Genomic DNA, 26,688 nt, shown 5'->3' with positions numbered 1-26,688 from the left:
CCTGTCAGCGCAGCGCTTGGCGATTGGCATCATCGGCCAGGGCATGCAGGTGGAAGCTGCGGGCGTAGCCAGCGGGGTCGCTGCCGTCCCAGGTCTTGCCATCGAGCAACTGGCTGCGACGCATGTCCGAGTCGCCTGCGGTAATGCCCAGCGCCTCGGCAGCCTGGCGATACAGTGCCAATTGCTGAACTTGCCGGGCAACGCCCAGGTAGTCAGGGTCTTCCCGCAGCAAGCCCCAGCGCCGGAACTGGGTCATGAACCACATGCCATCGCTGAGGTAAGGCAGGTTCACCTCGCCGTCGGCGAAAAAGCGCAGTGCATGGGGATCCAGCCAGTGGTTGCCCAGGCCATCGTCATAGTGCCCCAGCAGGCGCGGTTCGATGCAGCCCACAGGTGCGTCGAGGTATTCACTGGCACTGAGCAACTGGGCGGTAGAGCGGCGGTTTTCACGGCTCTGCTCGATAAACCGACTGGCCTCGAGGATCGCCATGACCAGTACGCGTGCGGTATTGGGGTACGCGTCAGCGAAGGCTTGGGTGCAGCCCAGGACTTTTTCCGGGTGGTCCGGCCAGATTGCCTGGCTAGTCGCCAGGGTAAAGCCCTGGTTTTGTTGCACTGCGCTGGCGCACCAGGGTTCACCCACGCAAAGTCCGTCGATGCGTCCGGCTTGCAGGTGCGCCACCATTTGCGGCGGCGGCACCACCACACTGTTCACATCCTGCAATGGATGAATGCCTTGGCTCGCCAGCCAGTAGTACAACCACATGGCATGGGTGCCGGTGGGAAACGTCTGAGCGAAGGTCAGTTTTGTCCGGCTTTGGTGCACATGGCCTTTCAACGCCTCAGGAGTGATCACGCCTTGCTGTTGCAGGCCGTGGGACAGGTTGATGCCCTGGCCATTCTGGTTCAGCCCCATCAGCACTGCCATGGGGCTGGCGGCGACGCCGCCGATGCCCAGGTGTACGGCATAAATCAGCCCGTAGAGACTGTGGGCGGCGTCGAGTTCACCGCTGACCAGCTTATCGCGCAGGTTGGCCCAGGACGCCTGGCGCTTGAGGTTGAGTGTGAGGCCGTAAGGTTGGGCGAAGCCCTGGGTGGCGGCGACCACCAACGAGGCGCAATCGGTCAGGGCCATGAACCCAAGGTCCAGGCTGCTCTTTTCCGGGGCATCGCTGCCGTGTACCCAAGCCAGCGGATCGTTCATCAATACCTGCCTTTTCTGAAAAAAAAAGCGCCGTTTCCCAGGCTGGCGTTACAGGCCATTGCAGGGAAACGACGCCTCTGTCCGTAGGCCCGTACCGCCGTTGGTGCGAGCCTGATACAGAGTGCATAGCAAGGCACATGCCATGGGTGGGCCGGTGCAACTGGCCGTCAACTTTCCATCATGATTGAACCTCGTGCGCCTCGCAGTATGGCCGCTTCCTCAGGCCAGACCGCCAGGCATTCCCACGGTGCACGCTGATTTCCTCGCAACCCTCAATTGCCGCTGGCTGTACAGCGTGCTGCTGTGCGCCGCGCTGTTGCTGGGCAGTCGCACGGCCTGTGGCGAGGTGTACCAGGCACAGGATGAGGGGCTGCCGGCTTTCTTTGCTGCGTTGTCTGTGTCATTGGGCCTGCCCGTGGTGACCAGCCGTGCCGTGGCTAGTAGGCAGGTGAGCGGAGCGTTCGATTTTGCGGCGCCGCAACAGGTCATTGAAACGCTCGCCGCGCGCGAAGGCTTGATCTGGCACAGCGATGGCCAAGTGTTGCACGTCTACGCTGCCGACGAAGCGAGAAGCTCGGCGGTGGCGCTGCAACATATTAGTGTCGACAGGCTGCGTGGCATCATGCGACGTGCAGGGCTGGATGAGCCGCGTTATCCGCTGCGCGCAAACGGGGCGCGCATGTTCTACGTGTCCGGGCCTCCCAGCTATGTCGATCATATATTGCGGCTGACGCAACTGATGGATCGGCCCCCTCGCAAGGCGCCAGAGCGCCCGCCTGCATTTGGCGTGGTGCAAGTGGCCAATTTCCCGGTGGAAGATCACCCTCACGGCGTGGGTACCAACAGGGGCCGGGTACCAGGCATGCTCTCGATGATCCAGGCCCGGCTATCCCAGGCGCAGAGGGACCAGTTGGCCGACGGCCGCCTTGCGTTGCTAGCCTATCCGGATACCAACAGTGTGTTGATCAAGGGCTCGCCTGCCCAAGTGAAAGTTATCGAGAAACTGCTCGCCGAGCTGGATGTGGCCCAGGTGCTGAATGAAACCTTGCCGGGGCAGGCGCATGCCGGTGGTGGCGACCCGCAGGCCTGGCCACCTCAGTTGACCGCCGCGCAATATGAGCGTGTGCAACGTGCGTTCCTACGGACGGAGCGCGAGTTTTCCCCCTGAAAAGGCATTTGTCCATGCACCTGGAAATACTGCTGCAGGAGCAATTGATCAGCCGCAAGCGTTTGGCCGCGTTCGCGCCGGGAAAAGTGCTGCCCTTGGACCCAGGCGTCACACGATGTGTGGAGGTGCGGGTCAATGGACAATTGATGGCGTTAGGTGAGTTGGTGCAGTTGGAGGACCGGCTAGGGGTCGAGTTGCAGGAGACCTTTCAGGAATGGCTGTCGCGATAAGGGGGCAAGCGATTTGTCTGACCGGCAGCGGCCCAAAAAAAACCATTGAATGGGTTTTTTCCTAACGCGAGTCTGCGGGGCGGTTTTTATAGTCGTGCCAATGGCAGGTGAGCCGGTTCACACAGTAAGGATTTGAATGTCAGTAGTCGATACAGAGGTGCGTATGGCCGTCGTGACGCAAGAAGCGGCGGCATCCCTGGTCTTCGCTCGCTGGACCTTGCACGGCGATGGTCGGTTGATAGGCGCGGATGCGGATATACAGCTGCCTCCCAAGGAGGGGCAGGTGCTGAGGTTGCTGCTGGCCTCCGGTGGCGCACTGATGACCAAGGACCGCTTGCTGGAACTGGCCTGGCCTCGGGGCGAGGTAGCCGATGAGTCACTTACGCGTTGTATTTATTCCCTGCGCAAGCACTTGAGGGCCGACAAAGGCTTTATCAAGACTATTTATGGCAAGGGCTATCGCTTTACATGCCCGGTACGGGTGGGTGATCAACCGAGGGCTGTCCTGCACCTGTGCGCCGTCTGTGGTCAGGCCAGTAATGTTAAAGGTTAGGGTCGGGGGCAGAGGCCTGTTGTTCAGTGTGCTGATGGGCTGTAACCCGGCATGGGCCTATTGCTGGGAAGAGGCGGCCAGCCGCTACGATCTCGAGCCAGAGTTACTGCAGGCTATCGCCTCAGTCGAGTCGGGTTACCGTGCGCAAGCAATGAACTACAGCAACCGAAACGGCACACGGGATATTGGCTTGATGCAGATAAACAGCATTCACCTGCCTCGTTTGCTCAAGCAGGGTATTACCGAAGAGCGGTTGTTGAACGAACCTTGCCTGTCGGTGGAAGTAGGCGCCTCGATTCTTGCCGATTTTATACAGCGTTTTGGCTACAACTGGACGGCAGTGGGCGCTTACAACGTTGGGCCCGGCCCCGGCCCTCAGCGTGAGGCATTACGCCTGCGCTACGCCGAGAGGATCTGGGTGCGCTATGAGGCCTTGATGGCGCAGCGTCAATGAGATCGAGTGTCATGCCTCGCATGCAACCCACCGCCGCGGCTATAATCACCGCCACCTTTTACCGCCATCCGAGTCTAGCCCGCCCATGTATAACCTGGCCCGCCAGCTGTTGTTCAAACTTTCCCCGGAAACCTCCCACGATCTGTCCCTGGACCTGATCGGCGCTGGTGGCCGCCTGGGGCTCAATGGCCTGGTATGCAAGGCACCGGCGAAAATGCCGGTGTCGGTGATGGGGCTCGACTTCCCCAACCCGGTCGGGCTGGCAGCCGGCCTGGACAAGAACGGCGCCGCCATCGACGGGTTTGCGCAGTTGGGTTTCGGCTTTGTCGAAATCGGCACCGTGACCCCACGGCCGCAACCGGGCAACCCCAAGCCCCGCATTTTCCGCCTGCCGGAAGCGGAGGCGATTATTAATCGCATGGGCTTCAATAACCTCGGCGTCGACCATCTGCTGTCGCGGGTTCAGGCGGCGAAATACACCGGCATCCTGGGTATCAACATCGGCAAGAACTTTGACACCCCTGTGGAACGTGCGGTGGATGACTACCTGATATGCCTGGACAAGGTCTACGCCCACGCCAGCTATGTCACCGTCAACGTCAGCTCGCCCAACACTCCGGGCCTGCGCAGCCTGCAATTTGGCGATTCCCTCAAGCAACTGCTCGAAGCCTTGCGCCAGCGCCAGGAAGACCTGGCCGTGCGTCACGGCAAGCGTGTGCCCCTGGCCATCAAGATCGCGCCGGACATGAGCGATGAAGAAACCGTACTGGTGGCCCAGGCCCTGGTGGATTCAGGGATGGACGCGGTGATTGCAACCAATACCACCCTCAGCCGCGTGGGCGTCGAAGGCCTGGCCCATGGTGACGAGGCGGGCGGCCTGTCGGGCGCGCCAGTGCGTGACAAGAGCACCCATATCGTCAAGGTGCTGGCGGCCGAGTTGGCCGGGCGTTTGCCGATCATCGCGGTGGGCGGTATTACCGAAGGCAAGCACGCGGCCGAGAAGATCGCGGCTGGCGCCAGCCTGGTGCAGTTGTACTCCGGCTTTATCTATAAAGGGCCGGCGTTGATTCGCCAGTCGGTGGATGCCATCGCTGCCTTGCGCTGACAATCTGCGGGGCAATAAAAAGGGCTCCATAAAGGAGCCCCTGGGCCGAAGCCCGCCGCCCGGATGGGGCGCGCGTGGTTAAGTCGTTACTCGTTCAGAGATGTGTGTCGGAATAAAGTGCCCCTGATTAGCCGACGGCGTGAAGTTCGTTGAGTCTGTGGATGCCCGCAGTGCCAGTCATACCGTCCCAGTTGTCGCCGCGTCCTTCTCGCCAGCCGTTGATCCAGGCTTGGCGTACCGACGGTAGAGTAAATGGGCAAAGCTCACGGGATTTTCCATGAACGCCATATTGATATCCGCGTAAAAATGCTCTTTCCAACGGATCACGCTTAAGTCTTCTCATAGGGTGTTTCCCTCACTTGTTGACTGTCTAGATATCCTTCGGCCTTGTCCAAGGCCGGGCAGAGTTTTTCTGCCGTTGGTGGGCTCGCTGCCGGCGTGGCGAGCCGATGTGTCGGCACCGTTACGGCGCCAACCTGTGTTGAGTTCTAACCAATAGGTCACATGTATTCAATGATCGTTTTGTCATAAGCACGTAACGATAACGATGCTATAGCCATAAGCTGGGATGGTTATTCGCCCCTTTTATAGGGCAAAGCCAGCTATGATGTGCCCTGCACAGAGGAAAGGTTTAATCCCTTGGTGAGAATGACCGCCTGTTGCAGTCGGTTATTATTCGACGAAGGGTCGGAATATTTCTTTTTATTGCACAACATTCTTCTTCTGCCTCGCCAATAAAGGCTCAAGGGCCCGTCAGACGGGGTGGAACGGCACATTCGTGCCACGCGAGCACTCTTCGAGAAAAGTGCTTGATTGAAAACCGAACCGGCGATGCGTCGCCTGTTCACTTATTGCTGAAAAGCCTGGAATGCCCCATGTCGGACCGTTTTGAACTCTTCCTCACCTGCCCCAAGGGCCTCGAAGGCCTGCTGATCGAGGAAGCCGTCGGGCTTGGCCTTGAGGAAGCCCGCGAGCACACCTCGGCCGTGCGCGGCATGGCCGACATGGAAACCGCCTACCGCCTGTGCCTCTGGTCGCGCCTGGCCAACCGTGTGTTGCTGGTGCTCAAGCGCTTCCCGATGAAGGACGCCGAGGATCTTTACCACGGCGTGCTGGACATCGAATGGGCTGACCACATGGTCCCCGACGGTACCCTTGCGGTGGAGTTCAGCGGGCACGGCTCGGGCATCGACAACACCCACTTCGGCGCGCTGAAGGTCAAGGATGCGATCGTCGACAAACTGCGCACCCCGACCGGCGAACGTCCGTCCATCGACAAGATCAACCCTGACCTGCGCATTCACCTGCGCCTGGACCGTGGCGAAGCCATCCTGTCCCTGGATCTTTCCGGCCACAGCCTGCACCAGCGCGGCTACCGTCTGCAGCAGGGCGCGGCACCGCTGAAGGAAAACCTGGCGGCGGCAATCCTGATCCGCGCCGGCTGGCCGCGTATTGCAGCCGAAGGCGGCGCGCTGACAGACCCGATGTGCGGTGTGGGTACCTTTCTGGTCGAGGGCGCAATGATCGCCGCCGACATGGCCCCCAACCTCAATCGTGAACTGTGGGGGTTCACCACCTGGCTGGGCCACGTCCCGGCGCTGTGGAAAAAACTGCACGCAGAAGCCACTGAGCGCGCCGCTATCGGCATGAACAAGCCGCCGTTGTGGGTGCGTGGCTATGAAGCCGACCCACGCTTGATCCAGCCTGCTCGCAATAACATCGAGCGCGCCGGGCTGAGCCATTGGATCAAGGTGTACCAGGGCGAAGTCGGTACTTTCGAGCCGCGCCCGGACCAGAACCAGAAAGGCCTGGTCATCTGCAACCCACCTTACGGCGAGCGCCTGGGTGATGAAGCCAGCCTGTTGTACCTCTACCAGAACCTCGGCGAGCGCCTGCGCCAGGCCTGCATGGGCTGGGAAGCGGCGGTGTTTACCGGCGCGCCGGACCTGGGCAAGCGCATGGGTATCCGTAGCCACAAACAGTATTCGTTCTGGAACGGCGCATTGCCGTGCAAGTTGCTGCTGATCAAGGTCAACCCGGATCAGTTCGTCACGGGCGAGCGCCGCACTCCTGAACAGCGTCAGGCCGAACGTGAGCAAGCGGCCTACGACCAGGCCCCGAGCGAGCCGGCAGAGCGTCAGTACAACAAGAACGGCAACCCGATCAAGCCCGCCCCGGCCCCCGTGGTGGAACAGGCGCGCTTGAGCGAAGGCGGGCAGATGTTCGCCAACCGTCTGCAGAAGAACCTCAAGCTGTTGGGCAAATGGGCCAAGCGCGAAGGCGTGGATTGCTACCGTGTGTATGACGCTGACATGCCTGAATACTCCATGGCCATCGACCTGTACCACGATTGGGTGCACGTACAGGAATACGCCGCGCCTAAATCCATCGACCCGGAAAAAGCCTCTGCCCGCATGTTCGATGCCCTGGCGGCAATTCCCCAGGCACTGAACGTCGACAAGAGCCGTGTGGTGGTCAAGCGTCGTGAGCGTCAGAGCGGCACCAAGCAATACGAGCGTCAGAGTGCCCAAGGTAAATTCACCGAGGTCAGTGAAGGCGGCGTTAAGTTGCTGGTCAACCTCACCGATTACCTGGACACCGGCCTGTTCCTCGACCATCGCCCGATGCGCATGCGCATCCAGAAGGAAGCGGCGGGCAAGCGCTTCCTCAATCTGTATTGCTACACCGCCACAGCCAGTGTGCATGCTGCCAAGGGCGGCGCGCGCAGCACCACCAGCGTCGACCTGTCCAAGACCTACCTGGACTGGGCGCGTCGCAATTTCTCCCTCAACGGCTTCTCCGACAAGAACCGCCTGGAACAGGGTGACGTGATGGCGTGGCTGGAAGCGAGCCGCGATGAATTCGACATGATTTTCATCGACCCGCCGACCTTCTCCAACTCCAAGCGCATGGAAGGCATCTTCGACGTGCAGCGTGACCATGTGCAGTTGCTCGACCTGGCCATGGCGCGCCTGGCGCCGGGTGGCGTGCTGTACTTCTCCAACAACTTCCGCAAGTTCCAGCTGGAAGACAACCTCAGCGAACGCTATGCGGTCGAGGAGATCAGCGACAAGACCATCGACCCGGATTTTGCGCGCAATGCCAAGATCCACCGCGCCTGGAAAATCACCGCACGCTGATTTTTCCCTGTAGGAGCGAGCTTCTGTGGCGAGGGAGCTTGCTCCCGCTGGGCTGCGCAGCGGCCCCCCGGAAACTTGCGGGCGCTTCGCACCCGAGCGGGAGCAAACTCCCTCGCCACAATAAGCCAGTTGACGGTTTTGCGCTGGTCAAACCCATGACCGATGGCTATAACTTAAGCCCTAGCCAAAGTGACACCCCCGCACACTGGCGCTGTGAGTGTTGCCTATGCCGATGCAAGTCGTTCGCCCGAAAATCCTTGGTTTTATCAGTGAGCAGGCATCGGCTTGGCTGGTGGCATTGGTGGTGTTAGTGGTTGGTAGCGCGCTGACGGTGGTCGTCGCGTGGGCGGCGTCCGACCTGTATCAGCAACAGGTGCGCCAGCGGTTCCAGTTGCTGGTCAACGAGCGCTACAGCCGCATCCAGGAACGTTTTGAAGACCAGGAACAACGCCTGGGTAGCCTGCAGCGTTTCTTCGTCAATTCCGGCGAGGTGTCCCGCACCGAGTTCGACGGTTTCGCCAAACCGCTGTTGTTGCATGCCCGTGCTTATGCCTGGGCACCACGGATATTTCGCACGCAGCGCAGCCTGTTTGAACAGGACATTTCTCGCCAGCGTGGCATTCCCTTCAGTATCCGCGAACTGAATACCTCCGGTGAATTGGCGCCAGCGGCCGAGCGCGATGAATACGTACCGGTGCTGTACAGCCAGACGCAAAGTTTGCTGGGCTCGCCGCTGGGCTTTGATTTGCTGGCGCAGCCCCTGCGCCGTGCAGCGCTGGAGCGTGCACAACAAAGCGGCCAGTTGGCGGTGTCACAGCCCATGCAATTGGTGGGGGTGGAGCCCGCTTATGCGGCAGGCGTGTTATTGGTGGCGCCCGTGAGCAAAGTCGCGGGGGCCGAGCCTTATGGTTTTGTGATGGCGGTGATCAGCATGCGCCAGCTGGTGGCCGAGGGGTTGCCCAGGCCCAACCGTGACAACCTGGTGATGCAGATCGTAGACACCTCCGACACCCAGCAACGGGTGTTATATGCGTCCAGTAACGCGTTGGGCAGCAGTGGCTTGACGGCTGCACGCCGCCTCTCCCTGGGCGATCATGTCTACGCTCTTAGCCTGAGCGCCAGCGAAGTGTTCGACAGGGCCAACCATTCTTCGATGCACGCCATTCTGGCGATGGGTGTGTTGCTCAGCGCCTTGCTCAGTGCGCTGCTTTACATGTTGGTCAGCCAGCGCCAGCGCGCACTGAAATTGGTGGAGCAACGCACCGTTCAATTGCGTGCCCGTGAGCAGGAGTTGCGTGGCGCCCATGGGCAACTGCGCAGCGTGTTGAATGCGGCGACTCAAGTGGCGATCATTGCCACTGACCTGCGCGGTGTGATCAACACCTTCAATGCCGGTGCCGAACAGATGTTGGGCTTCAAGGCCGAGGAGGTGCTTGGGCATATGACCTTGGACCGTCTGCATGTGGCCGTGGAACTTGACGCCCGCGCCGAGCCGTTGAGCAGGGCGCTGGGCAAGCGCATTCCAGCGAGTCAGGCGATGCTGGTGGAGAGCCCAGACAGTCAACATGAAGGACGTGAGTGGACGCTGGTGCGCAAGGATGGCAGCCAGTTGACGGTCAACATGTTGCCGACCGTGCTCTTGGATGACCATGGCCTATGGGTCGGGCACTTGGCGATTTACCTGGATGTCACCGAGCAAAAGCGCGCCTATGAGGCCCTTGCCGTCCGCGACCGCCTGCTGAAAAAACTCAGCGCCCATGTGCCTGGTGGCATCTTCCAGTTCACCCTGGAGCCCCAGGACAACGGGCGTTTCATCTATGCCAGCGAAGGCATGCGCGATATCTATGAAATCGAGCTGGGCATGCTGCAGAAGGATGCGCGCACGGTCCTGGAGCGCATTCACCCTTTGGATCTGGAGCGAGTGCGTGCGTCGATACGCCTTTCTGCGTTGCAAATGAGCCATTGGCGAGAAGAGTACCGCGTGCAATTACCCCAGCGAGGCCTGCGCTGGATTCGCGGCGAAGCGACGCCGGAAGAGTTGCCGGGAGGCGGTACGCTTTGGCACGGTTATGTATCGGATATTTCTGACCTCAAACGGGTCGAGGAAGAACTGCGCGCGTTGTCCATCACCGACTCCCTGACAGGGATCTATAACCGGCGCTATTTCCAGGATCGTCTCAAGGGCGAAATGCTTCGGCTCAACCGTATATCTGGCGCGCTGTCGTTGATCATGCTCGATATCGACCACTTCAAGCGCATCAACGATCAGCACGGCCATGCCGTGGGCGACAGCGTGTTGCAGGAGTTGTGCAAGCGTATCGTCCAACGCTTGCGCCGCACCGATGTGTTTTGCCGGATCGGCGGGGAAGAGTTCGTGGTGCTGTGCCCCAACACCGATGGCGCTCAGGCCTACAGCCTGGCGATACAGTTGTGGCAGTCGTTGCGCGATGCGGCGATGGAACCGGTGGGAGTGGTCACCGCCAGCTTCGGCGTGGCCAGTTGGCGGGTTGACGAAGGCATCGATGGGTTGCTGCTGCGCGCTGATTCGGCGGTGTATGTGGCCAAGCAGGCGGGCAGGGATCGGGTCGAGGAAGCCCTGATGCTTGAATGATCGTTCCCACGCTCCGCGTGGGAATCCATCCTAAGACGCTCCGCGTCACGCCTTGAGCGCGGACGCAGAGCGTCCAAAAAAGCATTCCCACGCAGAGCGTGGGAACGATCAGAGGGGTGCTTAGAGGACCGGCGCGGCCGCAACGGCCTTCGGCTGGCGATACAGGTCCAGCAGCACCTGATCCAACACCGATGACGCCCCCCAAGGCCTGGAGTCGTTGAGAATAGCCACCACCGCCCAGGTATTGCCATTGTTGTCGCGGCTGTAACCGGCAATGGCGCGTACGGTGTTCAAGGTGCCGGTCTTTACGTGGGCTTCGCCGCGCAGGGCGGTGGTTTTCAGGCGTTTACGCATGGTGCCGTCGGTGCCGGCGATCGGCATCGAGCTGATGTACTCTGCTGCATAAGGACTTTTCCACGCCGCTTGCAGCATGGCCGCCATTTCGCGGGCGCTGACCCGTTCGGCGCGGGACAGGCCGGAGCCGTTTTCCATCACCAGGTGCGGCGCGGTGATGCCTTTCTTGGCCAGCCACTGGCGCACGACGCGTTGCGCGGCCTTGGCATCGTCGCCATCGGCATCGTTGCGAAACTGCGCACCCAGGCTCAGGAATAACTGCTGGGCCATGGTGTTGTTACTGTATTTGTTGATGTCACGGATGATCTCCGCCAGGTCCGGTGAGAAGGCGCGCGCCAGCACCTTGGCATCCTTGGGCACCGGTGCCTGGATATCACGGCCCTGGATGGTACCGCCCAACTCTTTCCAGATCGCCCGCACGGCGCCTGCGGTGTAGGTGGCGTGGTCGAGCAGCGACAGGTAAGTCTGCGAGCTGCAGCCATCACCCAGTTGGCCGCTGACGGTCACGGTCACGCTGCCGTCGGCGGCGGTCACCGGGCTGTAGCGCACGTCACCGGTGCACTGCTTGGCGTTGGTGACTTTCACCTGGTTGTCGATGCGAATGCTGGCAATCGGCGGCTCGACCGATACGATCACCCGCCCCGAATCATTGCGGGTCACGAAGCGCAGGGCCTTTAGGTTGACCAGCAAGGCGTCGGGCTTGACCAGAAACGGCTTGTTCTCATCGTTGCCGTCGTCGTTGAACTCGGGTAATTGCGGCTGGTTGAAGAAGTTACGGTCCAGGACCAGATCGCCGGTGACTTGCTGAACGCCATTGGCGCGCAGGTCGCGCATCAGCAGCCAGAGCTTTTCCATGTTCAGCTTGGGGTCGCCGCCGCCCTTGAAGTACAGGTTGCCACGCAATACGCCGCCGCTGAGAGTGCCATCGGTGTAGAACTCGGTCTTCCACTGATGGTTGGGGCCGAGCATTTCCAGGGCCGCATAAGTGGTGACCAGCTTCATGGTGGAAGCCGGGTTCACCGAGACGTCGGCGTTGAAAACCGTAGGGGTACCAGGGCCGTTCAGGGGCAGCATCACCAGGGACAGCGCGGTATTTTGCAGCTTGGCTTTCTGCAAGGCCTGCGCAACGCTGGGTGGCAGGGTGTTATTGACGGGAGCAGCGGAAACGGAAAGGGCCAGGGGCAAGACAACACTGGCAAGTAACACTGAACGCAAAGATTTGATCATAAGAAATAAAACCCTACTGCTGAGGAGGGTGAAAAAGGCGAGGGGTATGGAAGAAAATCCCTCATTGGTCACGAAAGTGTCGGCATTATGCCCCAAGCTGGCGCTGCTTGTAGCTGAACGATAGCTGCTAATCGCGGTTTTTTTGCGCGCATTTGCCCGTCGGTCCCAGAGAGTCGGGCAATTGCTGCCTTAAACTGCTAAAGTGCCGCCCGTTAATACTTATGAGGATTGTTCCAATGGCGACTAACCGTTCCCAGCGTCTGCGCAAAAAACTGTGCGTTGATGAATTTCAAGAGCTGGGTTTCGAACTGAACCTGGACTTCAACGAAGGCCTGAGTGAAGAAGCTATCGACGCTTTCCTCGAAGCATTCATCAAAGAAGCCATGGAAGCCAATGGCCTGGGCTATGTCGGCGGCGATGACTACGGTCTGGTTTGCCTGCAAAAGCGTGGCTCGGTCTCCGAAGAGCAGCGTGCTGCGGTCGAAGCCTGGCTGAAAACCCGTTCCGAGCTGACCAAGGCTGAAGTCAGCCCGTTGCTGGACGTGTGGTATCCGGAAAAGCCGATCAACGCGGCTAAGTGATACTGAAAAAAACGGCGACCTGAGGGTCGCCGTTTTTTTATGCCTTGCGCCAATTCAGAATCAGCAGCGTCAACACCCCCGCCACAATCCCCCAGAACGCCGAACCGATGGAAAACAACGTCAAGCCAGACGCCGTGACCATAAAGGTAATCAGCGCCGCTTCCCGTTCCTTCGGCTCATTCATGGCGATGCTCAAGCCATTGATGATCGAGCCAAACAACGCCAACGCCGCAATCGACAGCACCAGTTCCTTGGGCAGGGCTGCGAACAGTGCTGCCAGCGTGGCGCCGAATACCCCGGCAATCCCATAGAACACCCCACACCACACCGCAGCGGTGTAGCGCTTGTTGCGGTCTTCATGGGCGTGCGGCCCGGTGCAGATCGCGGCGCTGATCGCCGCCAGGTTGATGCCGTGGGAGCCGAACGGTGCTAGCACCAGTGACGCCAGGCCGGTGATGGTGATCAACGGCGAAGCCGGCACGGTGTAGCCGTCGGCCCGCAGCACGGCTACGCCGGGCATGTTCTGCGAGGTCATGGCCACCACGAACAGCGGGATGCCGATGCTGATGGTCGCCGCCAGCGAGAAATGCGGCGTGGTCCAAACAGGCGTCGCCACCTCCAGATGAAAGCCGCTGAAATCCAGCAGCCCCATCAGTCCTGACAAGGCGGTGCCGATGAGCAAGGCGGCCAGCACGGCATAGCGCGGTGACACACGCTTGATGATCAGGTAGGTGAAGAACATCCCCAGCACCAGCCCGGTACGATGCTGGGCGGCGACAAAAATTTCGCTGCCGATCTTGAACAGGATTCCCGCCAACAGCGCCGCCGCCAATGACGCCGGAATCCGCTTGACCAGCTTCTCAAAGCTGCCGGTCAACCCGCAGAGCGTCACCAGTACCGCACAGGTGATGTAGGCACCGATGGCCTCGCCATAGCTCACGCCGCCCAGGCTGGTGATCAGCAGCGCCGCGCCAGGGGTGGACCAGGCGATGGTGATCGGTGTGCGATAGCGCAGGGACAGGCCGATGCTGCACACCGCCATGCCGATGGAAATCGCCCAGATCCACGAAGAAATCTGCGCCGTGGTCAAGCCGGCGGCCTGGCCGGCCTGGAACATCAGCACCAGGGAGCTGGTGTAGCCGGTCATCATGGCGATAAAGCCGGCGACGACGGCCGACGCAGAAGTGTCGGCCAGTGGGCGCAAGGGCGCTTGGGTGGCGTCGGTCATGGAGAGGTGTTCCTTATTGCCGGGAATTTGCCGCTGGCGGCTCTGATTCAAGCCTAAACTCAAACGTAACGAGTCATTGCAATACAGCCGAGCCCGCAAACAGCCGTACAGTGTGTTGGCGCAGTGGGTTGTGTACAATGTGCGCTGTTTTTAGGTGATACTTGCCAGCGACACGCTGTTGCCGTATTACCGTTAATTCGCCGTTCTCAAACCCGAGTGCCCATGAACGAACAGTTGCAACCTCTCAAGAAACAACCGCGAGCCGGCAAGGCCGGTCGCAGCGGAACCCAGGACGATATCGTCTATGCGCATATCTTCGAGGCGATCCTTGAACAACGCCTGGCGCCCGGAACCAAATTGAGTGAAGAGGCACTGGGCGAGATCTTCGGCGTGAGCCGCACCATCATTCGCCGCGCGCTGTCGCGCCTGGCCCATGAAAGCGTGGTACTGCTGCGGCCCAATCGCGGTGCGGTGGTTGCCAGCCCAAGCGTTGAAGAAGCACGCCAGGTGTTCATGGCCCGGCGCCTGGTGGAGCGGGCGATCACAGAATTGGCGGTGCAGCACGCCACGGCCGAGCAGTTGGCCGAGTTGCGCCAGATGGTCAACGACGAGCGAGACAGCTTCTCGCGCGGTGACCGTGGCGCCGGTATCCGTCTCTCTGGCGAGTTCCACTTGAAGCTGGCCGAAGCCGCGAAGAACGCGCCGCTGATCAGCTTCCAGCGCAGCCTGGTGTCCCAGACGTCATTGATCATCGCCCAGTACGAAAGCGGCAACCGCTCGCACTGTTCCTACGATGAGCACACCCAGTTGATCGACGCGATCGAAGCCCGGGATGCGACGTTGGCGGTGAACTTGATGATGCATCACATGGATCACATCGACAGCAAGCTCAACCTCGATGAAGAGAGTGCGTCGGATGATTTGCATGCGGTGTTTTCGCATCTTTTACAGACTAAAAAACCTGGGCGCTCGTCTGTAAAGTTGTAAACCCAATCAAATGTGGGAGCGAGCTTGAGCCGGGCTTGCCCGCGATGCAGGCGCCGCGGTGTATCAGTTACACCGCGGTGATGCTATCGCAGGCAAGCCAGCTCCCACATTGGTTGTATGTAGCTTGAATCAGCGCTGGTGCACCAGCTGCCCGGCTGCATAGGTCTGCAGCACCGTCCGGTCATCCCCCAACGTCATCAGCACAAACAACGTCTCGGCAATGTTATTGGCCTGTTTCAGGCGATAGCTCAGCAGCGGCGTGGCGTTGTAATCCAATACCAGGAAGTCTGCATCGGTACCCGGCTGCAACGTGCCGATCTTGTCTTCCAGGCGCAACGCCCGTGCGCCGCCCAGGGTTGCCAGGTACAGCGACTTGAACGGGCTCAAGCGCGCACCTTGCAGCTGCATGACCTTGTACGCTTCGTTCAGGGTTTGCAGCAGCGAGAAGCTGGTGCCGCCGCCCACGTCGGTGCCCAGGCCCACGTTCAAGTTGTGTTTCTCGGCCATCGGCAGGTTGAACAACCCACTACCGAGGAAGAAGTTCGAAGTCGGGCAGAACGCCACCGCCGAACCAGTCTCTGCCAGCCGTGCGCATTCGTCGTCGCACAGGTGTACGCCGTGGGCAAACACCGAGCGCTCGCCGAGCAGCTTGTAATGGTCGTAGACATCCAGGTAGCCGTTGCGCTCCGGGAACAGCTCATTGACCCACTCGATTTCCTGCTTGTTCTCGCTGATGTGGGTCTGCATGTACAAATCCGGGTACTCGCCCAGCAGCTGACCGGCCAGCGTCAGTTGCTCCGGCGTGCTCGTAGGGGCGAAGCGTGGCGTCACCGCGTAATGCAGGCGCCCCTTGCCGTGCCAGCGCTCGATCAGCGCCTTGCTTTCCTGGTAGCCGGATTCGGCGGTGTCGGTCAGGTAGTCCGGCGCGTTGCGGTCCATCATCACCTTGCCGGCGATCATGCGCAGGTCGAGTTTCTCGGCCGCTTCAAAGAATGCATTCACCGATTGCGGGTGCACGCTGCCGAACACCAGCGCTGTGGTGGTGCCGTTGCGCAGCAGTTCCTTGATGAAGATATCGGCGACTTCTTCGGCGTGAGCCTTGTCGGCAAACTGGCTTTCACAGGGGAAGGTGTAGGTGTTGAGCCAGTCCAGCAACTGCTCGCCATAGGCGCCGACCATACCGGTCTGCGGCAGGTGGATATGGGTGTCGATCAAGCCAGGGGTGATCAGCGCGTCTTTGTAATGGGTGATGTCGATATCAGCGGGCAGGCTCGGCAGCAGGTCGCTGGCGTGGCCAAGGGCGCTGATCTGGCCGTTGTCGATCACCAACAGGCCGTCCTCGAAATATTCATAGGAGGCTTCGATCCCCACGATGGCAGGGTCGGCGATGCTGTGCAGGATGGCGGCACGGTAGGCTTTGCGAGTCAAAGGCATGATCGTCTCAATTCAGATAGCGTGGCTGCGGCGCGAAGCCGGCAGCAGTTTGGCAATAGGTTCGGCGCCGGCAAGATGCTGGCCGAAATTGGCGTTATAGGTGGCGATGATTTCGCCGGCGATGGAGATGGCGATCTCCACCGGAAGCTTGCCCTTGACCTCGGGGAGGCCCATGGGGCAACGCATGCGTTGCAACTGCGCGGCGTCAAAGCCGCGATCACGCAGGCGGTGTTCGAATTTGACCCGCTTGGTTTTCGAGCCGATCAGGCCGAAGTAGGCGAAGTCGTTGCGCTTGAGCAGGGCGGCGGTCAGTTCCAGGTCCAGCGCGTGGTTGTGGGTCATGACGATGCAGTAGCTGCCTGCAGGCAGGTCGGCAATTTCGTCGACCGGCTCTTCGCTGACAATTTTACGCACGCCTTCGGGGATGTGCTGCGGGAATTCCTGCTCGCGGGAATCGATCCAGCGCACCCGGCAGGGCAGACTCGCCAGCAATGGTACCAACGCACGGCCGACGTGGCCGGCGCCAAACACGGCGATGTGCGCTTGCGCCTGGCCCATGGGTTCGAACAGCAGCACGGTCACGCCGCCGCAGCACTGGCCCAGGCTGGCGCCGAGGCTGAAGCGCTCCAGATGGGTGTTCTGCTGGCCGCGCACCAACATGTCGCGGGCGATCTGCATCGCCTTGTATTCCAAGTGCCCGCCGCCGATGGTATCGAAGGTGTGCGCGGCGCTGATGACCATTTTGGAACCGGCGTTGCGCGGGGTTGAGCCGAGTTCTTCGATGATGGTGACGAGCACGCAGGGCTCGCCCTGGTTTTGCAGAGTGGCGAGGGCGCTGATCCAGTTGTCCATGTCTACCTCCAGTCAGATCGTTCCCACGCTCCGCGTGGGAATGCATACCGTGACGCTCAGCGTCACTAGAGCGGACGCACAGCGTCCAGGGCGGCATTCCCACGCGGAGCGTGGGAACGATCAACAGCCTTTAGCTCCCGCAACTGCCGCATCTGTTCACACCCCCACAACACCCGCTCGGGCGTGGCCGGCGCATCGATCCTGGGCTGCTGGCGATAGTCAGCCAAACTCGCCACGGCATCCTTGATTGCACACCACGAGGCAATCCCGAGCATGAACGGCGGCTCGCCCACGGCCTTGGAATGGAACACCGTGTCCTCCGGGTTCTTGCGGTTCTCTACCAGCTTCACCCGCAAGTCCAGCGGCATGTCGGCCACTGCCGGGATCTTGTAGCTGGCCGGGCCGTTGGTCATCAGCTTGCCCTTGTTGTTCCACACCAGCTCTTCCATGGTCAGCCAGCCCATGCCCTGGATGAAGCCGCCTTCCACCTGGCCGATGTCGATGGCCGGGTTCAGCGAGGCGCCGACGTCATGCAGGATGTCGGTGCGCAGCATTTTGTATTCGCCGGTCAGGGTGTCGACGATCACTTCGCAGCAAGCCGCCCCGAACGCGTAGTAGTAGAACGGTCGCCCGCGTGACTGGCTGCGGTCGTAGAAAATTTTCGGGGTTTTGTAGAAACCTGTGCTGGAGAGCGATACCTGGGCGAAATACGCCTGCTGAATCAACGCCTCGAAGCTCAGGATCTGCTCGCGCACGCGCACATGGCCGTTGCGAAACTCCACGTCCGCCTCGCTTACGTCGTACTTGCGCGCCGCAAATTCCACCAGGCGCTGCTTGATGGTCTCGGCCGCATTCTGCGCGGCCTTGCCGTTCAGGTCGGCGCCGCTGGAGGCAGCGGTGGGCGAGGTGTTGGGTACCTTGTCGGTGTTGGTGGCGGTGATCTGGACGCGGTCGATGTCTACCTGGAACACTTCGGCCACGACTTGCGCGACCTTGGTATTCAAGCCCTGGCCCATCTCGGTGCCGCCGTGGTTCAGGTGGATGCTGCCATCGGTGTAGATATGGATCAGCGCGCCAGCCTGGTTGAGGAAGCTGGCGGTGAATGAAATACCGAATTTCACCGGGGTCAGCGCCAAGCCCTTTTTCAGGATCGGGCTGTGGGCGTTGTACAGGCGGATTGCTTCGCGGCGCTCGGCATATTGGCTGCTGGCTTCCAGTTCGGCGGTCATTTCTTCGAGCATGTTGTGCTCGACGGTCTGGTAGTAGTGGGTGACGTTGCGCTCGGTCTTGCCGTAGTAGTTGGCCTTGCGCACCGCCAACGGGTCTTGGCCCAGATGGCGCGCAATGGCGTCCATCACTTCCTCGATGGCGACCATGCCTTGGGGGCCGCCGAAGCCGCGATAGGCCGTGTTGGAGGCAGTGTTGGTCTTGCAGCGATGGCCATTGACCGTGGCGTCGCCCAGGTAATACGAGTTGTCGGCGTGGAACATGGCGCGGTCGACAATCGAGTTGGACAGGTCCGGCGAACAACCGCAGTTACCCGCCAGCTCCAGGTTGATGCCGTGCAGCCGGCCGTTGTCGTCAAACCCCACGTCGTATTCGATATAGAAGGGGTGGCGCTTGCCGGTCATCAGCATGTCTTCGACCCGTGGCAGGCGCATCTTGGTCGGCTGGCCGGTGAGGCGCGCCACCACGGCGCACAGGCACGCCGGGCTGGCGGCCTGGGTTTCCTTGCCGCCAAAGCCACCGCCCATGCGGCGCATGTCCACCACAATCTTGTTCATCGACACATCCAGCACTTCGGCCACCAGCTTCTGCACTTCGGTGGGGTTTTGCGTGGAGCAGTAGACGATCATGCCGCCGTCTTCGGTGGGCATCACCGAAGAGATCTGGGTTTCCAGATAAAAGTGTTCCTGGCCGCCGATATGCAAAGTGCCCTGGATGCGGTGCTTGGCACTTGCCAGCGCAGCGGCCGAATCGCCGCGCTGGTGAGTATGGCTGTCGAGCACGAAGTGCTTGTTGCGAAACGCCTCGACCACATCCAGAACTGGCTCCAGGTCTTCATATTCGATCACCGCCGCCATTGCCGCCTTGCGTGCGGTTTCCAGGTCGCGGGCGGCCACGGCCAGCACCACCTGGCCGACGAACTGCACGGTGTCGATGGCCAGCAGCGGGTCGCCGGGCATCAACGGGCCAATGTCTTTCAGGCCCGGTACGTCTTCATGGGTGATTGCAATGCGTACGCCGTCGAAGGCGTAGCAGGGCGCGGTGTCAATGCTGATGATCCGGGCATGGGCGCGGTCGGACATGCGCGCATACAGGTGCAACTGGTTGGGAAATTCCAGGCGGTCGTCGATGTACTGCGCTTCACCGCTGACGTGCTTGGCGGCGCTGTCATGCTTGACGCTGCGACCTACCCCGGTGGTGAGGTCCTGGGCAAAGAGTGCGGCAAGTTCAGCCTCGGTTTTTACCACGGCGTGATGGTTAGACATAAGCGGTCACCCGAGTCTCGATGTGCGGCGTTTGCAGTTCGATGAAGTATTTGCGCAGCAGGTTTTGCGCGCTGAGCAGGCGGTATTCCTTGCTGGCGCGGAAGTCCGAGAGTGGGGTGAAGTCCTGTGCCAGGGCGGCGCAGGCTTTTTCGACCGTGGCCAAGTTCCAGATGGCGCCCACCAACGCCGCCTCGCAATTTTTTGCGCGTTTTGGTGTGGCGGCCATGCCTCCGAAGGCAACGCGAGCCGCGCTGATCACACCGTTGTCGATGTTCAGGTTGAACGCTGCGCACACCGCGGAAATATCGTCGTCCAGGCGCTTGGACACCTTGTAGGCCCTAAACAGCGTGTGGCCCTTGGGCACGATGATGGTCTCGATGAACTCGCTGTCCTGGCGGGCGGTGACGCGGTAGTCGATGAAGTAGTCTTCCAGCGCCAGGGTGCGGCGGGTGTTGCCTTTGCAAAGCACGATCTGTGCGCCCAGGGCAATCAGCAGCGGCGGCGAATCACCAATGGGCGAAGCGTTGCCGATATTGCCGCCCAGGGTGCCCTGGTTGCGGATTTGCAGGGAGGCGAAGCGCTGCAGCAGTTCGCCGAAGTCCGGGTATTCGTGGTGCAGCGCGGCGTAGCAGTCGGAGAGGGCGGTGGCCGCGCCGATTTCCAGGCGGTCGTCGAACTGCTCGATGCGCTTCATGGCTTCAATGTTGCCGACGTAGATCATCACCGGCAGGGTGTGGTGGAACTGGGTGACCTCCAGCGCCAGGTCAGTGCCGCCGGCCAGCAGGCGGGCTTGCGGATAGGCGTCATAGAGGTCGGCCAGATCGGCGACGGTCAGTGGCACCAGGCAACGCTTGTCACCGCTGTTGAGTTCACCGGTCTGGGTCGGCGCGATGGCCTTGAGGCGAGCGATGGTTTCAGTCTGGCGGCTGTCGAATTGATCCTGGGGCTTGTTGCAGCAGGCCTGTTCGGCGGCGGCGAGGATCGGGCGATAACCGGTGCAACGACACAGGTTGCCGGCAAGGGCTTCATGGGCTTTCTGGCTGTCGGGGGCATCGCTGTTCTTTTGCAGGGCAAACAGCGACATCACGAAACCTGGGGTACAAAAGCCGCACTGCGAACCGTGGCACTCGACCATGGCCTGTTGCACGCTGTGCAGTTGGCCCTGGTGCTTGAGGTCTTCGACGCTGATCAATTGTTTGCCGTGCAGCGACGAGACAAACGTCAGGCAGGAATTGAGGCTGCGATAACGAATCTGCTCGGCGCCTTGCTCGTCGGAGTGCAACTCGCCGACCACCACGGTGCACGCGCCACAGTCGCCGCTGGCGCAGCCTTCCTTGGTACCGGGCTTGCCCACATGCTCGCGCAGATAGTTGAGCACGGTCAGGTTGGGGTCCAGGGCGTGCTCGCTACGGAGTTCCTGGTTAAGTAAAAACTGGATCACGGAAGGCCTCGCAGACTCATTATTGTTGTTAACCGCTTTGCGCCGAATCTAGTCATGTCTGACTTTTCGGTCAATGGGTTTCTGACCTAAGGGTCAAGAAAATGCGGTCGCAACACTTACAATTATGGTCCAGTCTTCTGGAACCGGCGTTTTTGGCGGCTTACAGGCTTTCAACGTTGCTTATTTCGTGCCAAATTCGCCACGGTGGGCGTAGCGCCATCAGCGGGCCAATGCGCTACACTGCCGCGCTTGTACCGATAGCAGATTTTGAAGGGAAAACATGACGTTCAAGGCGCCGGACAGTCTCGCCGAGCAAATTGCTCACCACCTCGCCGAACGTATCATTCGCGGCGATCTCGAGCCTGGGGAGCGGATCCAGGAACAGAAGGTCACGCTGGCGCTCAACGTCAGCCGTGGTTCCGTGCGCGAAGCCTTGCTGATCCTTGAGCGCCGCCATCTGATTGCGATCCTGCCGCGCCGTGGCGCCCACGTCACCGAACTCACCGCGCACAAGGTGCAGAGCCTGTGTACGTTGATGGGCGAGATGTACATCCTGCTCGGCAATGCGGTTGCCGAAGGCTGGCAGACCCAGGCCGACATGGCTCCGTTCCTGCAGATCCAGCAACGCCTGCAGCTGAGCCTGGAGCGCGAGGACATCCGCGCCTTCGTCGAAGAAAGCTTCAATGTGATGCGCGCCGCGTACCCCTTCGCCAACAACCCGTATTTGCAGGAAACCGTCGAAAACCTGCAACCGGCGATGAACCGCGCCTATTACCTGGCGCTGGATCAGCGCAAGGCGTCCATGAGCGAGTTCCTGGCGCTGTTCGAGCAATTGCTCGCCGCAGTACTGGCCCGTGACCTGGTGCAGATTCGCCTGGTGCTCACAGCCTATTGCCAGCGCAGCAGTTCGCTGGTCATCGCAGCCTTGGCGGACGCCTAAGCGTGCGGCTCAAGTGCATCAAGTTGGCGGGGTTCAAATCCTTTGTCGACCCGACCACCGTCAACTTCCCCAGCAACATGGCGGCGGTGGTGGGGCCCAATGGCTGCGGCAAGTCGAACATCATCGACGCCGTGCGCTGGGTGATGGGCGAGAGCTCGGCGAAAAACCTGCGCGGCGAGTCGATGACCGACGTCATCTTCAACGGCTCCACCAGCCGCAAGCCGGTGAGCCAGGCCAGTATCGAACTGGTATTCGATAATTCCGACGGCACCCTGATCGGCGAATACGCAGTCTACGCGGAAATTTCCATCCGTCGTAAAGTCACCCGCGACAGCCAGAACAGTTACTTCCTCAACGGCACCAAGTGTCGCCGTCGCGATATCACCGATATCTTCCTTGGCACTGGCCTGGGCCCGCGCAGCTACTCGATCATCGAGCAGGGCATGATCTCCAAGCTGATCGAAGCCAAGCCCGAAGACCTGCGCAACTTTATCGAAGAAGCGGCTGGCATCTCCAAATACAAGGAGCGCCGCCGCGAGACTGAAAACCGTATCCGCCGCACCCACGAAAACCTCGCCCGGCTGACCGACCTGCGCGAAGAGCTGGAGCGCCAGCTCGAACGCCTGCACCGCCAGGCCCAGGCCGCCGAGAAGTATCAGGAATACAAGGGTGAAGAGCGCCAGCTCAAGGCGCAATTGTCGGCCCTGCGCTGGCAAGCATTGAATGACCAGGTGGGCCAGCGCGAAGCGATTATTGGCACCCAGGAAGTCAGTTTTGAAGCGCTGGTGGCCGAGCAGCGTAATGCCGACGCCAGCATTGAGCGCTTGCGTGACGGCCACCATGAGTTGTCCGAGCGCTTCAATCTGGTGCAAGGCCGCTTCTATTCGGTGGGCGGTGACATTGCCCGGGTCGAGCAGAGTATCCAGCACGGCCAGCAGCGTTTGCGCCAGTTGCAGGATGACTTGAAGGAAGCTGAACGCGCGCGCCTGGAAACCGAATCGCACCTGGGCCATGACCGTACCTTGCTGCTGACCCTGGGCGAAGAGCTGGACATGCTCACCCCCGAGCAGGAAATCACCAGCGCCGCCGCCGAAGAAGCCGCCGCCGCCCTGGAAGAATCCGAAGCCACCATGCACGGCTGGCAGGAACAGTGGGACGCCTTCAACCTGCGATCCGCCGAGCCACGCCGCCAGGCCGAGGTGCAGCAGTCGCGCATCCAGCAGTTGGAAACCAGCATGGAACGCCTGGCCGAGCGCCAGCGTCGGTTGCAGGAGGAGCGCGTATTGCTCGCTGCCGATCCGGAAGACGCGGCGATCATGGCGCTGAGCGAACAACTGGCCGAAAGCGAAATGACCCTGGAAGAGCTGGAGGCCAGCGAAGAACAGCAAGTGGAGCGCCTGGAGCAACTGCGTCAGCAATTGCACACCGCGACCCAGGCGCAGCAGCAAGCCCAGGGCGACTTGCAGCGGCTCAATGGTCGGTTGGCTTCGTTGGAAGCCTTGCAGCAAGCCGCGCTCGACCCAGGCACCGGCACCGCCGAATGGCTGCGCGACCAGCATTTGGCCGAGCGCCCGCGCCTGGCCGAAGGCTTGAAAGTCGAAGCCGGCTGGGAACTGGCGGTGGAAACCGTGTTGGGTGCCGATCTGCAAGCGGTGCTGGTAGATGATTTCGGCGGCTTCGACCTGGCCGGGTTTGCCCAGGGCGATTTGCGCCTGCTCAGCCCGGCGCCCGAGGGTGCACGGGTGCCGGGCAGCTTGCTGGACAAGGTCGAGGCGGCGATGGATCTGTCGCCATGGCTGGGCCAGGTCAGGCCCGTGGAGACCCTTGAGCAAGCCTTGGCCCAACGCGGCCAATTGGCGACCGGCGAAAGCTTGATCAGCCGCGATGGTTATTGGGTCGGCCGCCACTTCCTGCGCGTGCGCCGCGCCAGTGAGGCGGAAAGTGGCGTATTGGCCCGTGGCCAGGAAATCGTCAACCTGAGCGCCGAGCGTGAAGAACGCGAAGCCACACTGGAAAGCCTGGAAACCGAACTGCAAACCCTGCGCGCTACCCAGCGCCAGCAGGAAACCGGCCGCGAACACCTGCGTCGGCTGTTGCAGGACGAAGCGCGCCAGCAAGGCGAGTTGAAAGCCCAACTTTCCGCGAGCAGAGCCAAGGTCGAGCAATTGACCCTGCGCCGCACCCGTCTTGACGAAGAAGTGGCCGAGATGGGCGAACAGCGCGCCCTGGAACATGAACAGATCGGTGAAGCGCGCCTGCACTTGCAGGAAGCCCTCGACAGCATGGCCCTGGACACCGAACAGCGCGAGTTGCTGCTGGCCCAGCGCGACAGCCTGCGCGAGCGCCTTGACCGCGTGCGCCAGGAAGCCCGGCAGCACAAGGACCACGCCCATCAGTTGGCCGTACGCCTGGGCTCGTTGCGCGCCCAGCATGATTCCACGCGCCAGGCCCTTGAGCGCCTGGAGATGCAGTCCGAACGCCTGACCGAAAAGCGCGAGCAACTGAGCCTCAACCTGGAGGAGGGCGAGGCGCCGCTGGAAGAGCTGCGCCTCAAGCTTGAGGAATTGCTCGACAAGCGCATGACCGTCGATGTCGAACTCAAGACCGCCCAGATCGCCCTGGAAGACGCCGACCGTGAACTGCGCGACGCCGAAAAGCGTCGCACCATGGCCGAGCAGCAATCGCAGTTGATCCGCGGCCAGCTCGAACAACAGCGTATGGAATGGCAAGCCCTCACCGTGCGCCGCAAGACCTTGCAAGACCAATTGCTGGAAGACGGCTATGACCTGCACGGCGTGCTCAACACCCTGACCGCCCAGGCCAACGAGAAAGACGCCGAAGAAGAACTTGAACGGATTGCCGCACGTATTCAACGCCTGGGCGCGATCAACCTCGCCGCTATCGATGAGTACCAGCAGCAGTCCGAGCGTAAACGTTATTTGGATGCCCAGGACGCCGATCTGGTTGAAGCCCTGGACACCCTGGAAAACGTGATCCGCAAGATCGACAAGGAAACCCGCAACCGCTTCAAAGATACCTTTGATCAGATTAATGGCGGTTTACAGGCGTTATTCCCAAAAGTTTTCGGTGGTGGCAGCGCCTACTTGGAACTGACGGGCGAAGATCTACTCGATACAGGGGTAACGATCATGGCGCGGCCTCCGGGCAAGAAGAACAGCACCATCCATTTATTGTCTGGCGGCGAAAAAGCCCTGACCGCATTGGCCCTGGTATTTGCCATCTTCAAGTTGAACCCGGCGCCGTTCTGCATGCTCGACGAAGTTGACGCGCCGCTGGATGACGCTAACGTTGGACGCTACGCTCGGTTGGTCAAAGAGATGTCCCAGACCGTGCAGTTCATCTATATCACCCACAACAAGATCGCCATGGAAATGGCCGACCAGTTGATGGGGGTGACGATGCATGAGCCTGGATGTTCGCGATTGGTAGCGGTGGATGTGGAAGAGGCGATGGCGATGGTGGAATCCTGAGCCACGCCGGGAGAGAGAATTTACAGCACGCTGTAGGGCGATTTACCGGTCTGGGGAAAGTGGCAAATGGACATATTTGTTCAAGGCATTTTGACAGACGGTGTAAAGTTATCTTTGGTCGTGCTAGTTTAATGTCAATTTTTCGTGTGCGTGGGCAAAACGTCAGTCAGAACATAGAGTTGGCGCCACGTTTTAAAGCGGTTTGCACGGTGCTAAACCCCTTATTTTTCAGCATTTTTTATTAGAGGCACGGGATTACATGGAAATCGGTCTGCGCGAGTGGCTGATCGTCATCGGCATTATTGTCATTGCCGGTATTCTTTTTGATGGCTGGCGCCGCATGCGCGGTGGCAAGGGCAAGCTCAAGTTCCGGCTGGACCGAAACCTGTCCAACTTGCCTGATGACGACGGCGCCGCCGAGCTGCTGGGGCCGCCCCGTGTGCTGGATACCCATAAAGAGCCGCAACTGGACGAGCACGACCTGCCGTCGATGAGCGCCCCGCTGCGTGAAGCCCGCGAGCCGTCGTCCAAGCGTGGCAAGCGCGGTAGCGCGGCGGTTGCCGAGCCGCACCAGGGCGACCTGAACCTCGACGTCGATGATGGCCCGAGCTTCAGCAGCCGCGATGACGATTTCCCGGACGAGACGTCCGCCAAGAGTGCGGCGCGCCAATCGGTCAACGATCAGCCGGCTGCCGAAGAAGTCCTGGTCATCAGCGTGATCTGCCGCGATGCCGGCGGTTTCAAGGGCCCGGCACTCTTGCAGAACATCCTCGAAAGCGGCCTGCGTTTTGGCGAGATGGATATCTTCCATCGTCACGAAAGCATGGCCGGTAACGGCGAAGTGCTGTTCTCCATGGCCAACGCGGTCAAGCCGGGCACGTTCGATCTGGACGATATCGACCTGTTCAGCACCCCGGCGGTGAGTTTCTTCCTTGGCCTGCCAGGCCCGCGTCACCCGAAACAAGCGTTCGACGTGATGGTGGCCGCTGCCCGCAAGCTGTCCCAGGAGCTCAACGGCGAGCTCAAGGACGACCAGCGCAGCGTGCTCACCGCCCAGACCATCGAACACTACCGTCAGCGCATCGTCGAGTTCGAGCGTCGCGCCCTGACACAGAAACGCTGAGGATCGATCTTAAGCGTTGTCTGTAGAATCCGTGCACTAACATATTGAGCAGCTTCGGCTGCTCTTTTGCTTT

Annotated in this window: 20 protein-coding genes; 12 read left to right on the top strand and 8 right to left on the bottom strand. The window is 60.8% G+C overall.

From position 1 onward, the window contains the following. Window positions 1–4: 4 nt before the first annotated feature. Window positions 5–1,204: a CmpA/NrtA family ABC transporter substrate-binding protein gene (locus ACP7CZ_RS17615; RefSeq protein WP_294169618.1), complete on the bottom strand. Its 1,200-nt coding sequence runs from the start codon at window positions 1,202–1,204 to the stop codon at window positions 5–7. 247 nt (window positions 1,205–1,451) lie between these two features. Between ACP7CZ_RS17615 and ACP7CZ_RS17610 the strand changes: the two genes are divergently transcribed. From ACP7CZ_RS17610 to ACP7CZ_RS17590, 5 genes are all read left to right on the top strand, one after another. Continuing rightward, window positions 1,452–2,372, top strand: a complete 921-nt coding sequence (locus ACP7CZ_RS17610; RefSeq protein WP_294169621.1) for a secretin N-terminal domain-containing protein — start codon at window positions 1,452–1,454, stop codon at window positions 2,370–2,372. A gap of 14 nt (window positions 2,373–2,386) precedes the next feature. Further along, window positions 2,387–2,602, top strand: a complete 216-nt coding sequence (locus tag ACP7CZ_RS17605) for a FliM/FliN family flagellar motor switch protein (protein WP_034128368.1) — start codon at window positions 2,387–2,389, stop codon at window positions 2,600–2,602. A 163-nt stretch (window positions 2,603–2,765) separates the two neighbouring features. Further along, on the top strand, window positions 2,766–3,155 hold the full coding sequence (locus tag ACP7CZ_RS17600) for a winged helix-turn-helix domain-containing protein (RefSeq protein ID WP_072447526.1): 390 nt from the start codon (window positions 2,766–2,768) through the stop codon (window positions 3,153–3,155). Next, window positions 3,142–3,609 carry a transglycosylase SLT domain-containing protein gene (locus ACP7CZ_RS17595; protein ID WP_034128369.1) on the top strand — a complete coding sequence of 156 codons (468 nt, stop codon included), beginning with the start codon at window positions 3,142–3,144 and terminating at the stop codon, window positions 3,607–3,609. The genes ACP7CZ_RS17600 and ACP7CZ_RS17595 overlap by 14 nt, the downstream gene beginning before the upstream one ends. Window positions 3,610–3,694: 85 nt before the next feature. Continuing rightward, on the top strand, window positions 3,695–4,714 hold the full coding sequence (locus ACP7CZ_RS17590) for a quinone-dependent dihydroorotate dehydrogenase (RefSeq protein WP_072447413.1): 1,020 nt from the start codon (window positions 3,695–3,697) through the stop codon (window positions 4,712–4,714). A gap of 127 nt (window positions 4,715–4,841) precedes the next feature. Here the strand turns inward: ACP7CZ_RS17590 and rmf are convergent, their stop codons facing one another. Next, window positions 4,842–5,057 (bottom strand): ribosome modulation factor, encoded by a 216-nt coding sequence (gene rmf, locus ACP7CZ_RS17585; RefSeq protein WP_002553055.1) that lies wholly within the window; start codon window positions 5,055–5,057, stop codon window positions 4,842–4,844. A 532-nt stretch (window positions 5,058–5,589) separates the two neighbouring features. Here rmf and rlmKL point away from each other — a divergent pair. Both rlmKL and ACP7CZ_RS17575 read left to right on the top strand, forming a co-directional pair. Further along, a complete protein-coding gene (rlmKL, locus tag ACP7CZ_RS17580) occupies window positions 5,590–7,854 on the top strand; it encodes a bifunctional 23S rRNA (guanine(2069)-N(7))-methyltransferase RlmK/23S rRNA (guanine(2445)-N(2))-methyltransferase RlmL (RefSeq protein ID WP_034128371.1) in 2,265 nt (754 codons plus the stop codon). A 226-nt stretch (window positions 7,855–8,080) separates the two neighbouring features. Next, the gene (locus ACP7CZ_RS17575) at window positions 8,081–10,465 is read left to right on the top strand and encodes a sensor domain-containing diguanylate cyclase (protein ID WP_294170437.1); all 2,385 of its coding nucleotides are present in this window, start codon (window positions 8,081–8,083) and stop codon (window positions 10,463–10,465) included. A 120-nt stretch (window positions 10,466–10,585) separates the two neighbouring features. Here the strand turns inward: ACP7CZ_RS17575 and dacB are convergent, their stop codons facing one another. Next, window positions 10,586–12,046, bottom strand: a complete 1,461-nt coding sequence (dacB, locus tag ACP7CZ_RS17570; protein WP_294170440.1) for a D-alanyl-D-alanine carboxypeptidase/D-alanyl-D-alanine endopeptidase — start codon at window positions 12,044–12,046, stop codon at window positions 10,586–10,588. 236 nt (window positions 12,047–12,282) lie between these two features. Here dacB and ACP7CZ_RS17565 point away from each other — a divergent pair, with 236 nt between their 5' ends. Further along, window positions 12,283–12,627, top strand: a complete 345-nt coding sequence (locus ACP7CZ_RS17565) for a YggL family protein (RefSeq protein WP_003193255.1) — start codon at window positions 12,283–12,285, stop codon at window positions 12,625–12,627. A 37-nt stretch (window positions 12,628–12,664) separates the two neighbouring features. On the opposite strand, the gene ACP7CZ_RS17560 is transcribed toward ACP7CZ_RS17565, so the two are convergent. Continuing rightward, a complete protein-coding gene (locus ACP7CZ_RS17560; protein ID WP_197900413.1) occupies window positions 12,665–13,855 on the bottom strand; it encodes a benzoate/H(+) symporter BenE family transporter in 1,191 nt (396 codons plus the stop codon). A gap of 222 nt (window positions 13,856–14,077) precedes the next feature. Between ACP7CZ_RS17560 and ACP7CZ_RS17555 the strand changes: the two genes are divergently transcribed. Next, entirely contained in the window at window positions 14,078–14,842 is a 765-nt protein-coding gene (locus tag ACP7CZ_RS17555; RefSeq protein ID WP_014719469.1) for a GntR family transcriptional regulator, read from the top strand. A 129-nt stretch (window positions 14,843–14,971) separates the two neighbouring features. Here ACP7CZ_RS17555 and guaD read toward each other — a convergent pair whose 3' ends face one another. From guaD to xdhA, 4 genes are all read right to left on the bottom strand, one after another. Then, window positions 14,972–16,276, bottom strand: coding sequence for a guanine deaminase (gene guaD / locus ACP7CZ_RS17550; RefSeq protein WP_197900412.1), 1,305 nt, complete (start codon window positions 16,274–16,276; stop codon window positions 14,972–14,974). A gap of 12 nt (window positions 16,277–16,288) precedes the next feature. Continuing rightward, the gene (gene xdhC / locus ACP7CZ_RS17545) at window positions 16,289–17,128 is read right to left on the bottom strand and encodes a xanthine dehydrogenase accessory protein XdhC (RefSeq protein ID WP_034128376.1); all 840 of its coding nucleotides are present in this window, start codon (window positions 17,126–17,128) and stop codon (window positions 16,289–16,291) included. A gap of 65 nt (window positions 17,129–17,193) precedes the next feature. After that, window positions 17,194–19,620 carry a xanthine dehydrogenase molybdopterin binding subunit gene (xdhB, locus tag ACP7CZ_RS17540; protein ID WP_294170452.1) on the bottom strand — a complete coding sequence of 809 codons (2,427 nt, stop codon included), beginning with the start codon at window positions 19,618–19,620 and terminating at the stop codon, window positions 17,194–17,196. Continuing rightward, a complete protein-coding gene (xdhA, locus tag ACP7CZ_RS17535; RefSeq protein ID WP_294170454.1) occupies window positions 19,613–21,061 on the bottom strand; it encodes a xanthine dehydrogenase small subunit in 1,449 nt (482 codons plus the stop codon). The genes xdhB and xdhA overlap by 8 nt, the downstream gene beginning before the upstream one ends. Window positions 21,062–21,341: 280 nt before the next feature. On the opposite strand from xdhA, the gene ACP7CZ_RS17530 reads away from it, so the two are divergent. The 3 genes from ACP7CZ_RS17530 (at window position 21,342) to zipA (ending at window position 26,615) form a co-directional block, all read left to right on the top strand. Further along, the gene (locus tag ACP7CZ_RS17530; protein ID WP_294170459.1) at window positions 21,342–22,001 is read left to right on the top strand and encodes a GntR family transcriptional regulator; all 660 of its coding nucleotides are present in this window, start codon (window positions 21,342–21,344) and stop codon (window positions 21,999–22,001) included. A 2-nt stretch (window positions 22,002–22,003) separates the two neighbouring features. After that, on the top strand, window positions 22,004–25,492 hold the full coding sequence (smc, locus tag ACP7CZ_RS17525; RefSeq protein WP_426174798.1) for a chromosome segregation protein SMC: 3,489 nt from the start codon (window positions 22,004–22,006) through the stop codon (window positions 25,490–25,492). Window positions 25,493–25,751: 259 nt separating this feature from the next. After that, complete coding sequence (gene zipA / locus ACP7CZ_RS17520; protein WP_054898611.1) at window positions 25,752–26,615, top strand: cell division protein ZipA; 864 nt, start codon at window positions 25,752–25,754, stop codon at window positions 26,613–26,615. Window positions 26,616–26,688 lie beyond the last annotated feature (73 nt).

This window comes from Pseudomonas sp. DWP2-2, assembly GCF_049897065.1.
Classification (GTDB): domain Bacteria; phylum Pseudomonadota; class Gammaproteobacteria; order Pseudomonadales; family Pseudomonadaceae; genus Aquipseudomonas; species Aquipseudomonas paracarnis.
The sequence above is the reverse complement of the archived record's forward strand: the minus strand, read 5'-3'. Positions and strand labels throughout refer to the sequence as shown.